The organism is Alteromonas sp. WD8-37, assembly GCF_055326825.1.
In genome coordinates this window covers 309,522-322,604 of the sequence record NZ_JBUZOV010000002.1, presented here as the reverse complement: position 1 = coordinate 322,604, position 13,083 = coordinate 309,522, and the positions used below count along the sequence as shown (strand labels likewise).

11 protein-coding genes are annotated in these 13,083 nt (G+C 48.5%); 4 read left to right on the top strand and 7 right to left on the bottom strand.

Annotated elements, in window-relative coordinates:
- Positions 1 to 90: 90 nt before the first annotated feature.
- From ACTUJZ_RS06870 to ACTUJZ_RS06845, 6 genes are all read right to left on the bottom strand, one after another.
- Entirely contained in the window at positions 91 to 477 is a 387-nt protein-coding gene (locus tag ACTUJZ_RS06870; protein ID WP_463635555.1) for a hydrogenase maturation nickel metallochaperone HypA/HybF, read from the bottom strand.
- A gap of 10 nt (positions 478 to 487) precedes the next feature.
- Positions 488 to 1,516, bottom strand: coding sequence for a hydrogenase expression/formation protein HypE (hypE, locus tag ACTUJZ_RS06865; protein WP_463635554.1), 1,029 nt, complete (start codon positions 1,514 to 1,516; stop codon positions 488 to 490).
- Entirely contained in the window at positions 1,509 to 2,660 is a 1,152-nt protein-coding gene (gene hypD, locus ACTUJZ_RS06860) for a hydrogenase formation protein HypD (protein ID WP_463635553.1), read from the bottom strand. The genes hypE and hypD overlap by 8 nt, the downstream gene beginning before the upstream one ends.
- Positions 2,657 to 2,908 carry a HypC/HybG/HupF family hydrogenase formation chaperone gene (locus ACTUJZ_RS06855; RefSeq protein WP_463635552.1) on the bottom strand — a complete coding sequence of 84 codons (252 nt, stop codon included), beginning with the start codon at positions 2,906 to 2,908 and terminating at the stop codon, positions 2,657 to 2,659. Before ACTUJZ_RS06855 ends, hypD begins: the two co-directional genes overlap by 4 nt.
- Complete coding sequence (gene hypF, locus ACTUJZ_RS06850; protein ID WP_463635551.1) at positions 2,908 to 5,352, bottom strand: carbamoyltransferase HypF; 2,445 nt, start codon at positions 5,350 to 5,352, stop codon at positions 2,908 to 2,910. The genes ACTUJZ_RS06855 and hypF overlap by 1 nt, the downstream gene beginning before the upstream one ends.
- A 79-nt stretch (positions 5,353 to 5,431) precedes the next feature.
- On the bottom strand, positions 5,432 to 5,938 hold the full coding sequence (locus tag ACTUJZ_RS06845; protein WP_463635550.1) for a hydrogenase maturation protease: 507 nt from the start codon (positions 5,936 to 5,938) through the stop codon (positions 5,432 to 5,434).
- Between the two features lie 365 nt (positions 5,939 to 6,303).
- Between ACTUJZ_RS06845 and ACTUJZ_RS06840 the strand changes: the two genes are divergently transcribed.
- The 3 genes from ACTUJZ_RS06840 to ACTUJZ_RS06830 all read left to right on the top strand — a co-directional run bounded on the left by ACTUJZ_RS06840 (position 6,304) and on the right by ACTUJZ_RS06830 (position 10,919).
- On the top strand, positions 6,304 to 6,885 hold the full coding sequence (locus ACTUJZ_RS06840; RefSeq protein ID WP_463635549.1) for a cysteine hydrolase family protein: 582 nt from the start codon (positions 6,304 to 6,306) through the stop codon (positions 6,883 to 6,885).
- Positions 6,882 to 8,945 (top strand): NAD(+) synthase, encoded by a 2,064-nt coding sequence (locus tag ACTUJZ_RS06835; RefSeq protein ID WP_463635548.1) that lies wholly within the window; start codon positions 6,882 to 6,884, stop codon positions 8,943 to 8,945. The genes ACTUJZ_RS06840 and ACTUJZ_RS06835 overlap by 4 nt, the downstream gene beginning before the upstream one ends.
- A gap of 258 nt (positions 8,946 to 9,203) precedes the next feature.
- Positions 9,204 to 10,919 (top strand): TIGR04086 family membrane protein, encoded by a 1,716-nt coding sequence (locus tag ACTUJZ_RS06830; RefSeq protein WP_463635547.1) that lies wholly within the window; start codon positions 9,204 to 9,206, stop codon positions 10,917 to 10,919.
- 78 nt (positions 10,920 to 10,997) lie between these two features.
- On the opposite strand, the gene ACTUJZ_RS06825 is transcribed toward ACTUJZ_RS06830, so the two are convergent.
- Positions 10,998 to 11,249: a hypothetical protein gene (locus ACTUJZ_RS06825; protein WP_463635546.1), complete on the bottom strand. Its 252-nt coding sequence runs from the start codon at positions 11,247 to 11,249 to the stop codon at positions 10,998 to 11,000.
- 218 nt (positions 11,250 to 11,467) lie between these two features.
- Between ACTUJZ_RS06825 and ACTUJZ_RS06820 the strand changes: the two genes are divergently transcribed.
- Complete coding sequence (locus tag ACTUJZ_RS06820; protein ID WP_463635545.1) at positions 11,468 to 13,069, top strand: ABC-F family ATPase; 1,602 nt, start codon at positions 11,468 to 11,470, stop codon at positions 13,067 to 13,069.
- The last annotated feature ends 14 nt before the right edge of the window (positions 13,070 to 13,083 follow it).

The following is a 13,083-nucleotide window of genomic DNA, read 5'->3' as shown; positions in this document are numbered from 1 at the left end:
CGGAATCAGTCGTTACAATCGCTAAAGGTGAGCTACCGTCATCCCGACTGACTGTTGCCTTTTGGGTAGCACATCCACAATGGGTACACATCAGGCTAGCTCAATTTCAATCAAGTTTAGCTCAGTACCAGATAAAAGTGCATATTGGCTACAGCCGCACTGGCATGCCTGATGTGGGTGATCGGGCTGATACACCACCCCACATCGAATACATTGCATTCGCGCTTTTCTACAGACAATCTGCAATATTGCGCAGCCAAGGCTCATCTCGTGTTTAAGTTGTTCAAAGCAATATTGCAACCTATCGGGATCCACACACGTCATTTCTCCTACCTCCACCGTAATTGATGCCACCCCTACCTGCTCGAGCTCTGACTGAGTTGCTTGTTTAGACTCCTGCGCTAAGGTGCGCCGATAATCTGTGAGCTGTCGTGAAACCGCTTTGAGCAATGCGGTGATGACGGTTAATTCGTGCATGACGCAAAGTTCAACATATGCGTGGCAACTGAATGCCATAAGGTATATTGAGTATACGCTTGCTGCCGAGAACGGTATTGACATAGAGCAAGCCTTCGCTATTTTCTATTACCTGCCCTATCTGGCAGGCGCGGCGGCCGTACTTATGCTTTCGCATAACTGCTAGCAGCGCATCACTCTGGCTGGCTGGCACCACGAAAACCGCCAGTCCTTCATTGGCAAAAAGCAAAGGATCGAGTCCAAGCAGGTCACAAATCGCCCGAGTTTCTGGGCGAACAGGGAGGGCATCTTCATCCAGCGCAATAGTGACTCCCGAAGACGCCGCAATTTCATTTAAAACAACGCTAACCCCCCCTCGGGTGGCATCTCGTATAACGTGAATATCTGGGCAGTGGGAAATCAGTGTGGCAATAAGGCCGTTGAGGGGCGCGCAATCGCTGTACACATCCGCCTGAAAGCCGAGTTCCTCACGGGCGAGCAATACCGCTGCCCCATGGTCTCCAATAAGTCCGTTAACAATGACCGCATCACCGGGCTTTGCTGCTGCTGAATGAATATTCGTTCCCAATCGCACTGCCCCTATGCCCGATGTGGTGATAAAGATTTTGTCCACTTGCCCACGTGAAACCACTTTGGTATCGCCGGTGACAATCTTTACACCTGCTTCCTTCGCCGCTGCCGACATTGAAAAAATTACTTTTTCCAGCTCAGCCAGAGGCAATCCTTCCTCTAAAATAAACGCCGCACTTAAATAAAGCGGCGTCGCACCTACCACGGCCAGATCATTCACAGTGCCGCATACAGCAAGCTTGCCGATATCTCCGCCAGGGAAAAATAGCGGAGAAACCACAAAACTGTCCGTGGTGAAAGCGAGTTGTTGGTTTTCAGAAAAGAAGGCTTGCAGATTCAGACTAGTGCTATCCTCTAACTGACCATTAGGGGGAGAGCCCAAAATCCGTAAAAATAAGTTTTGAACCAGTGAGGCTGTCGCTTCCCCTCCTGCACCGTGCGCCAGAGTCACCACTTTTGCGTCAGTCATACTGACTTACTTGTTTTTGACCAGGACGTGTAGCGGGATTTTTGTACCTGAAATATGCTGCACAAGCGCCTTCGGATGACACCATCAACGCCCCCAGAGGATGTTCCGGATTACATTGGCAGGCATAGTAAGGACACTCAGGTGGTTTTTTTTTGCCACGCAAAACTTGATGACAGTGAGCTGTATGGTAGCCGGATTGAGTATTCGGAAGATTTTCAGAGACACTGTAGGTGCTAGCATCAAAGCGCGAGTAAGTCGGGGTCAACGATACCACTGAGTTCTCGACTGCGCCCAGGCCGTGCCACTGAATGCAGCTATCAGCAAATATCTCTTGCATGATTTTTTTCGCCTCGGTGGCACCATCTCGGGTGACAACACGTGCATAAGCGTTTTCTATTTCACAGCGCCCATCAGAAAGCTGCTTGAGCGTCATCTGCAAAGCAAGAAGGATATCCAGCGGCTCAAAGCCAGCGATGACCAAAGGTATTCCGTAGTACTTCGCAATAGGCTGAAAAGCCTGGCTCCCAATCACCATACTGACATGGCCTGGTCCGATAAACCCATCTATAACAATGTCCCGCTCTTCCAGCAAAGCCGTCATAGCTGGCATGAGGCGAATGTGATAGCACAAAAATGTGAGATTGGGGATCTGGCGCTTGGCAGCCTCTCTAATAGTTAAAGCAATGCTCGGCATTGTGGTGTCAAAGCCGACTGCAAAAAAAATCACACGTTTAGCCGGGTTGTCTTCGGCCAGCTTTATCGCATCATAGGGCGAGTAAAGAATCCGCACGTCGACGCCTGAAGCCCGCGCCTCCTGCAAGCTCATTTGATGACCTCTAACACGAACCACATCGCCGAATGTTGTCAATATGACATCAGGCTCACTGGCCAGGTAGATTGCTTTATCTACTGCAATAGGTGGCAACACACACACCGGGCACCCAGGGCCATGTACAAACTCAATATTGCCTGACAGCAGTTGGTCCAATCCGGCGTTAAAAATAGCGTGGGTATGGCCACCACAGATTTCCATAATCTGTACCGGGCGTTCTAGGTCAGCAGCAATTGAGCTGGCCAAACAATTAATGTTGCTGATAAGACATTGAATCTGCTCTTTGTCGTGAGATAAGATGAATTTTCTCATTGGGTTTCACCCTTGACCATTTGGTTTAGCAGGGCAAGAGTGCTTAATGCTTCACTTTCATCGATGACCGCCATGGCAAACCCCACGTGAATAAGTACCCATTTATCGATTAGCTCATCCAACGAGGAGCCTTGAAGGGTCAATAGAGTTACATTGATAATTCGTCTGACCCCGTTTGTCTCAACTAAAGCTAACCCCTTATCCAGATCAGTAACTTGACAAATTTTAGCCGGCACACCAAGGCACATTAGCGTTCTGCAACCTGTGCTGCGAGAACAAGCTGGCCTAATGCGATTCCCCCATCATTTGTCGGCACCTTGTGGTGACAGAGAACTTCAAACCCGCGCTCTGTAAGTTTATGTAGCATCCTCTCCAGTACTATTTTGTTCTGATACACGCCTCCGCTAAGCGCAATCATATTGCCTGAATAGCGGTTTTCTCGTTTAAGACGACAAATCAATTCGACCCAGCTATCTACAAAGGAGACATGGAAGTCAAGCGCCAACTGCGCAACATGGTCGTTGCTCTGCCAGCGCTGCAGAATGGCCTTCCAGCAAGGTTTGGGATCGAGCAAATACCTATCCTGGTGCAGCTTGACAGTGAACAAAGAGAGAGGGTCACGCTGAATATTTTGCTTTGTGTCCGCCGAACAGGCCAAGGCTTCCAGAAACATTGCCGCCTCACCTTCAAACCTCTGCTCTACGGGCGCGCCTAAAAGCGCAGCCAGAGCGTCAAATAAGCGCCCACTGGAACTTGTGAGTGGAAAGTGTTTATGCTGCTTCCACAATAATTGAATGGCCGCTTCATTTACCTCACCGGGCACAACAGACCTACAAATCGCAAGAATATCTGCCACCGGAATGGCAGCCTGGTGCAATTGCGCAACCAAATTTCGCCAAGGCTGACGGCTTGCCAGTTCAGCACCCAACAAGGGAAAAGGCAATAAATTGGCTAATCGCTGCGACTGTCTGAAGTCAGCCAGTAGCAACTCGCCTCCCCACAGGGTACCGTCGGTGCCGTAGCCTAGCCCATCAAGCACCAACCCCAACACAGGCTCAGTAGGCGAGACTTTATTTTCTGCTAAACAGGCGGCAAGGTGTGCATGATGATGCTGCACCCGTAATAAAGGTTTGTCATATTGCCTGGCAATTTGACGGGCTAGCCTCATTATCTGATAGTCAGGGTGACTATCAACCGCAATTAACGACGGACAAGCATTTAGTTTTTGTACTAAATCGCGAACCGCTTTTTCAGCCTGGTTAAAACAGTCAGGGTGAATCATATCGCCGTTATGGGTTGATAAAACTACGCGTACTCCCTGGCTGATGGCGAGAGTATTTTTGATATCTGCGCCAAGTGCTAGTATACACGGCGTATCCTGTGATAACCCAGCCCCGTCTATAGGTTGGGGAACGTAACCCCTGGAACGTCTTATTAACCTTGCCCTGTCGGCTATCACCGTAGCCACAGAGTCGTCGGTCGCCTGAACAATTTTACGATTGTTCAATAACATACCGTCAATTAAAGAACTCAGCCGGGCGTGTGCCTGTTCATTTGTGTAGCAAACCGGCTCGCCACTCAGATTGCCCGAGGTCATAACCAGGGGTGCGCCAACTTTATCTATTAACAGAAAATGTAGAGGCGTATAGGCCAGCATTACGCCAATAGAGCTGAGCCCAGGGGCTAAACCGCCTGATAAGTATAATTTTTGCTGTGCCTTAGCAAGCATGACTATCGGTGCTACGGAAGATAGTAGCAGCCGCTCTTGTGCTGCGGTTAAGTTAAAATATAGTCGCGCTTGCGCAATATCTTTCATCATAACAGCCAACGGTTTAGCTGGCCTTTTTTTGCGCGCACGAAGTAAGGCGACCGCCTGACTACTTGTTGCATCGCAGCCAATGTGGAATCCGCCCACCCCTTTTATTGCGACTACGAGCTGGGCTTTAATTATCTCAACACAGGCCTCAAGCGCGGATAATTCCGTACAGTTGTGCCTTGAATGCTGCCTACTTTCGAACCAGGTGGCAGGGCTGCATACCGGACAGCCTATCCCCTCCACGTGAAAGCGTCGATTCGTTATATCTTCATATTCTTCGGTACAAGCTACACACATTGGAAAGCGGGCATGGCTAGTGCTTTTTCGGTCATATGGCATGTTGCTGATAACAGAGTAACGCGGCCCACAATCCGCACAGCTATTATAAAAGAACTGGAAACGCCTGTTGCCAGGGTCTTGTATTTCAGCTGCACAACGCTTACACATAGCTAGGTCAGGGGGTGTATGCAAGGAAATATAACGGCTATCACTTGGACTGATAGAAAAATCAGAATAATGCGAATGGTGCGACAGGTGTTTCAGTGAAACGGATTCAATGGAGGCCGCAGGGGGCAACTCTGTTTCCACCCTTTCGAGCAAACGTTTGATCTGTTCCTTTGGCCCTTGAAGATATAATTCGACTCCGGTTTGACTATTACACACTTTGCCGTACAACCCTCCCTCTTTCGCCAACCGCGATATGAATGGACGAAACCCGACCCCTTGCACATACCCGGTGATATCTAATTTTATGTGATCTAAGGAATTTACAGCAGCCATTACTATCTCCGCCTCTGCACAAAACGGCACCAGGCCCGCCAGCTCGTTTTGCCAAGGATGTAGGCAACCAGTAGCACCAGTAATCCCTGTGCCCACATTGGCGATTCCTCAAGGGAGTGGTGAGCAAAACAAGGTGAAGCGTATAGCAAAAAGAACATACCAAGTTTTGTGGATCTCATTCGCACTCCTCGTTTGGCCGCGAGCAAGTCTGTATAAGTAGTAGTTCATTGATGTATAGCCGAACGGCATGACAAACCTGCTCGACCATATCGGTAAATTTTGTTTGCGCTGCTGGTTGATAGAAAACCGGGCGCGGGCTGTTGATACACAACATATCAACTGGTGGGACCGGCTTGAGATAGATTTCTAACATCGCAAATAGCAAGACTAGATTACCGCCGTGGTCACCAGAAAGGTTGGTGGATGTGTTCAGCGCCTGGGGCGCATTTTTAATTACACACATTAGGCTATTACAATTGCTGCGGGGAAATTTTGCCGCATCTATGAGTAAAACCCGGTCACAGTTTTTAAACAATGGCAGTAGAGTTAGTCCGCCCACGCCGCCGTCGAATACCGAGACGAACTTGGATAACGGAAGGCTCTGCAATGCTTGATAGACCACGTGTCCTACTCCATCGCTACTATGAAGCGGGTTACCTACGCAAATGATATTCAAGCGCATACGATCTCCCACCGATTAGACTAAGCCTAGCGTACTATTGAGGTTATCAGGCATTACCGATACCTAATATGACTTAAATCAACATACATTTAACTTCAATCAGATTCACCGCAAATCGCGTCGCCAACCTCTGACCAGGCTCACCCCGCCCTATTCCCAATGGCAAAGGAGGGTTGGTATTTACTAGCACCCGCAATTTTGCACAGTGATTAAAGATTAAGTATGTATGATTCCTCATCTGAATCGCGTTATCGACTGATCTAACCCTCCCCTCAACGACATATTTGTCTGAACAGCAGGCGTAGTTCAAGTGCCTACATCCAGCTTTAGTTTGATTTCATCCTAATGGCAAAGGACGTCGACCAGTGAATAAACCCGAGGATTTTCCCGACAAAAGCAAAGTGGTTCTTCTCATTATCGATATGATCAATGACTTAGAATTCGATGATGGGGAGCAGATGCTTGCCCCCGCTGTGGAGGCGGCCCGTAATATTGCGACTTTCAAAACCCGTCTTTCCCAGTATTCAATTCCTACTATTTATGTGAATGATAATTTTGGTAAGTGGCGATCTGATTTTCGCCAGTTGGTATCGCATGTTATGGAGGATGATGTGCGTGGTGAAAAAATTGCCAAAATTTTGCCTCCGGAGGAGGAGGATTATTTTGTCATCAAAGCACGACATTCCGGTTTTTTCGGAACTACATTAGATACTTTGTTACAGCATATAGGTGCTCAAACTCTCATTCTGGCTGGCCTTACAGGTGATATCTGCGTTCAATTTACGGCACAGGATGCACATATGCGCCGTTACAACCTCGTTGTTCCTCCAGACTTAATTGTATGTGCGGATGACGATACAAAACGCCTTGCAATAAACCAAATGGCTAGAGCAAGCAAAGCTCTTACGCCGATTTCTTCTGAAATTAACCTGGACAACTATCTGTGAAAAAAGACGAGCCTTTTAATAATATATACACACACGGCTTCGCTCGGGTAGCAGTATGTATTCCCGAAGTAAAAGTTGCCGATCCTAGTTTTAATTGTTCTCAAATTATCGAGTTGGCTGAACGAGCAGCTGATAAAAATGCTGCGGTTTGTCTCTTCCCAGAATTAAGCATCAGTGCCTATACGTGTGGAGATTTATTTCACCAGGATGCTTTGTTAGATAGTTGTTTAGATGCAATTAGCAAAATTAAAGCAGCCTCAAAATCAATCCCTACTTTGCTATTGGTGGGGGCGCCTTTAAAAGTCGAGGGGGCACTTTATAACTGCGCTCTGGCTATTCACAATGGCAAGGTGCTTGGTGCAATTCCCAAGACCTATCTGCCTAACTATCGCGAATTTTACGAAAAACGCCAATTTTGCTCTGGGCGAGATTGTCTGCTTAAAGAAATAAACTTGCTGGACGAACAGGTCCCGTTTGGTGCCAATTTGATTTTCAACCCAGTGGATGTTGAACATCTGCGTATCCACAGTGAAATTTGCGAAGACTTATGGACCCCCATCCCCCCAAGTACTTATGCCGCTCTGGCCGGGGCGACCTTGTTAACGAACCTTTCTGCCAGCAATATCACCATTGATAAAGCCCGCTATCGACGAGATCTGTGTGCGCGCCAGTCTGGCGCTTGTATTGCCGCTTACTTGTACGCTGCCGCGGGCCCTGGGGAGTCCACTACCGACCAGGCATGGGACGGTCATGGGCTGATTTTTGAAAATGATATAATGCTAAGAGAAGCTGGCCGATTCACGCCAGAGGCAGACCTGTTAATAGCAGATATTGATCTGGAGCGGTTAAGCCAGGATCGTATGCGAATGACCAGTTTCCATGATTCGGTCAGTGCCCATCGGCATGAAATAGAAAATGTGCGCCGGATTGATTTCACGCTCAACCCTCCTACCGCCCAATTGCCCCTGTGCCGCGATATAGATCGTTTTCCTTTTGTGCCTGCTAATACTGACGATTTGGATGAGCGATGCTATGAAACCTACAATATTCAAATACATGGGTTAAAAAAACGGCTAAAAGCGTCGGGCTTTACTAAGCTGGTCGTCGGCGTATCTGGTGGTCTCGATTCTACCCATGCACTGATTGTTGCCGCTAAGACGATGGACCGCCTGAATTTGCCGCGGGCTAATATTTTGGCGTATACCATGCCAGCCTATGCCACCAGCAAAAAAACCAAGAGCAATGCACATATTCTTATGGAAAGCCTGGGGGTGACTGCTAAGGAAATAAATATCCAACCATCGTGTGACCAGATGCTCGAAGATATAGACCATCCGTACGCCCACGGCGAAGAAGTGTATGACGTTAATTTTGAGAATGTGCAAGCCGGTGAACGTACCTCCCACTTGTTCAGGCTGGCCGGTCAAAACCACGCTTTGGTACTGGGCACAGGTGACTTGTCAGAAATTGGGCTGGGGTGGATGACCTATGGGGTGGGTGACCACATGTCTCACTATAATGTAAATAGCAGTGTGCCTAAGACACTGGTCCAGCATCTTATCCGATGGATCGCTGAGCAGGACGAGTTTGGCGAGAATACCCGGCAGGTACTTACCGATATTGTGAATACTGAAATCTCGCCTGAGCTTGTCCCTGGTAAACAAGATTCAGACGAACCGGCCCAAAAAACCGAAGACAAAATTGGCCCATATGAACTTCAGGATTTTAACCTGTACTGGATTACTCGGTTTGGTATACGCCCTTCGAAAGTGGCGTTTCTCGCCTATCACGCATGGCATGATGCTAGCCAGGGACATTGGCCAAGTACGATACCAGAAGAAAACCGGCGGGATTACTCGCTAGAGGATATAAAACATTGGCTAGAGGTATTCTGCTACCGGTTCTTCAAAATCAGTCAGTTTAAGCGCTCAGCTTTGCCTGATGGACCTAAAGTCGGTTCAGGAGGATCTTTATCGCCGCGCGGCGACTGGCGGGCGCCGAGTGATGCCGAAGCCGATGTATGGCTCGAGGAGATTAGTAATATACCTTCAAAACTCTAGGCTACGCTTTTCCTTTAGCGGGTACCGTGGTGCCCGCTAGTTCCTCTTTTACCTTCGAGCTATTCAGATTTTCATGGCCGCCCTAAAAACACCTGCCTATATTATAGTTTTTTGTGATCGCATGGCCCCCTCACCTATATAAAGTTTGAACGTTGTTTCAGGATGTAGAAAGTCATTTGATTAACCAAACGCTGTGGTTCGCCTAGCTGTGACCGGGCCGTCCCCGTGGTTGGATTCATTTCTTATTTAAGACATTAAGTGAACTACCAGAGGCATAAAATGAACATATACACAAAATCATTGATAGCTACCTCAGCAATGCTGCCAGCTATCACTCAAGCACAGACCGAAGTGGCACACACAGTCTCGTTGTCAGGACACTTTTTTACCAGTGTTCTGGCAGGCGTTATTATTGCTATCGGTATTCAGTTATTAATTGGCAATCTAGCTGTAGCGCTAGGGGTTACCGCGGTAGGTGATCTCAGTGAAGATTCGGCTGCGGGATCTTCCAATAGTTCAAGTAACTCTTCAATGACTAACACCGGTAAAAAAGCCATTAGTGGAATGGGTATATTTAGCGTTATCAGTATGTCATTAGCGCTGTTTGTCGGTACCTGGTTAGCCATCGATCTGGCACACAGTGCGACGGTGCTTAATGGCGCCATCACCGGCCTGGTAATTTGGGCACTGTTTTTTTCTATTTGCCTGTATTTCGACATCAAATTCGCCTCGGGGATGGCCGGCAAGCTGACTTCCATGGTTCAGGCCAGTCTTTCTGCTACCGGCTCATCTGTAGCGTCGGTCTTTTCTTCGGATAACCGCGCCGATCCCGACAAGTTTGCCCGTAAAACGGTGAAGGCCATCCATGATGAAATCCGCCAGGAGTTCGATACCAAAGATATCGATAAAAAAATCAAAGAATACATTAGTAAGGCTACGCCAAATTTCTCGGTAAAAGATCTGCGTAAAGAAGTAGAAACCTTATTACATCAGATTGAAGTGGAAGAGCAGTATGTGACTGACGATTCTGATGCAGCCCGTAAGTTAATTGTCGAGGTGGCAAATAAACAGTCCAATTTGGATGATAAACAAAAGCAACAACTATCTCAGGCGCTGGATGATGCTAAATCTGCTATGCGCGAAGGTGACACCCACCAGCAACGTGCCACTGCCGCTTTTGATAAATTGTCCCCTGGCGACGAACGTGAGGGCCAAGAGCTACGCGACAACCTTCGCCAGTATCTCGACCAAATCGGTCGAGATGAAGTCTCCGCTGAAGCTCTGGAGTCAGATCTACAGAAGATCTTCGAGGATCCATCTAAGTCTCAGCAAGTCATAATGCAACGCTACAATGCCATGGATGAAGAAACTCTCAAGGCAGTGTTGGCAAGTCATAAAGATATGGATGACAAAAAAGCAGAGTCGATTATCAGCACAGTGAAAAAACTGGCGGCAAAAGCTACCCAGTCAATGGGTTCAGCAACAAGTAAAGACACTAAGGCGACAAGCTCTACAGACAACCTGCCCGTAAAACGCAGTAAAGCAGAAACTCGGGTGCAACAGTGGTTTGATAGTATGCAACGCCCCGAACTCGCCTACCGGGATATTAAAGCTGACTTCATGGCGATTTTAGACAATCCCAAATTAGCCCCGGAAATCTTGTCTAAACGCGTTGCACAATTTGATGATAAAACTGTTCGTGCGTTGCTTACCAACAATAGCCAATTGTCAGAGGCAGATATTGACCAGTACATGGCGCGTTTTGAAGAAGCCAAAAAAGATTTGAACACACGGCTGGAGCATTACCAACAAGAGGCCAAGAAGCGCTTCGATGAATTACAGCAAAGCGCGAAGCAAAAGGCCGAATCTGTCCGGGTACTCGCCATGACCGCGGCCTGGTGGTTATTTGCCAGCGCATTGGTCAGTGGAATTGCAGCGGCAGTGGCCGGTATGCTGGCAAGCAATATGATTTAAACGTCTTACCTGACTGAACAAGGCCGGCAAGACCGGCCTTTTTTTTATAATTTTACCATCCCGGCCCCATACAGATACTCACTTCATGTGCACCTTGCCGCCAATCATCTTCAAGGCCGGGGCGCCGCGGATCATGGTTTCCCGCGCAAATTCCTGGCCGCAGCCCGGGCAGTGGCATTTGGTGGTAGTGTAATCTTCAACGATCCGCTCAATAAAACATTTAACCAGTGCGCCCTTGCCGCCTTTGCGGTATTTAAAAATCGGGGCCTTACATTGCTTGCAGGAGATCTGCACTGTGCGCACCGGGCCTTTTTTATTCGGTTTTGCCATGACTTAGTGTAATTTTGCCTGCTGAAAATGATGATAGATGCCAGCATAACACGCCAGCCAAGGGCGCTCAGCCCACCCCGCCCCACCAGCCAATGCGCTTACCGAGACTACAAACGGTCAAAATTTCCTCGACACTGGCGGCCAGATTCTTTATATTGCGCGCCCGCTGCTTTGGCTCCAAAGCATACATTCTTCTTTGCAACTTCCTGGATTTTGATTTGATAACTACCGCCAACATCACCATGCAATTTGGCTCACAGCCATTGTTTGAAAATATCTCTGCAAAATTTGGCAGCGGTAACCGCTACGGGTTAATCGGTGCTAATGGCAGCGGAAAGTCGACGTTTATGAAAATTCTGAGCGGTAAGCTGACCCCATCAGCCGGCAATGTGTCGTATGCGCCGGGCACCAAGCTGGGCATTTTAAGCCAGGACCAGTTTGCCTTTGAAGAAATGAGCGTAGTAGATGCGGTCATCATGGGTGATAGCGAACTGTGGGAAGTTAAACAGGAACGCGACTCCATTTACAGCAACCCGGAGATGAGTGAAGAAGACGGTATGCGCGTGGCAGAGCTGGAAACCCGCTTTGCGGAGATGGATGGCTACACTGCCGAGGCCCGCGCCGGAGATATCCTGGCTGCCGCAGGCATCGATGAAGATTATCATTTTGGCCTGATGAAAGAAGTGGCACCAGGCAAAAAGGTACGGGTACTCCTGGCCCAGGCCTTGTTCGCCGACCCGGACATGCTGCTATTGGATGAGCCCACCAATAACCTGGATATCTACACCATCAACTGGCTGGCCGAAGAGCTTAATAAGCGTAAGTCCACCATGATCATCATCTCGCACGATCGTCATTTTTTAAACTCGGTATGTACCCACATGGCCGATCTCGATTACGGCGAGCTGCGCATCTACCCAGGCAACTATGATGCCTACGCCGAGGCCGCGGCCCTGGCTCAAGAGCAGCTGCATCAGGAAAATGCCAAAAAGTCAGCCGAAATCGAAGAGCTGCAAAGCTTTGTGGCACGCTTTTCGGCCAATGCGTCAAAAGCCAAGCAAGCCACCTCGCGGGCGCGCCGGCTGGAAAAAATTGAGCTGGCCGAAGTCAAAGCCTCCAGCCGTCGCAAACCCTTTATCCAGTTTAAGCAACACAAAAAACTACACCGTCTGGCCATAACCTTAGAAAAACTGGGCCACAGCTACCCGGATCTGCCATTGTTCCGCGATGGCAACCTGCTGCTGGAAGCCGGTCACCGGCTGGCCATCATCGGCGAAAACGGCGCCGGCAAAACCACTTTGCTTAAATGTCTGATCGATGATTTACAAGCCGAGCACGGCACCGTGAAATGGGCCGAAAATGCCGCTATCGGGTACATTCCGCAAGATAGCACCCGCGACTTTGCCAGCGATCTGACGTTGTTTGAGTGGATGTCACAATGGCGCGGACCAAAGCATGATGATTTGCAGGTCAAAGGCATGCTGGGCCGCTTATTATTCAGCTCGGATGATTTTAATAAAAAAGTGAATGTGTGCTCAGGTGGTGAGAAAAACCGGTTGTTGTTCGGTAAGCTGATGCTGCAGGACATCAATGTGCTGGTGATGGACGAGCCCACCAACCACCTGGATATGGAGTCCATAGAAGCGCTAAACCATGCCTTGCTGCACTTTGACGGCACAGTGATTTTTGTCAGCCACGATCGTGAATTTGTGACTTCACTGGCCACACAAGTGATTGAAATTAAACACCAGCAGCTGAATCATTTTGAAGGCACCTACGAAGAATTTTTAGACCATCAGCAACTACAGCTGGCTGGCTAACCTGACGCGTAATC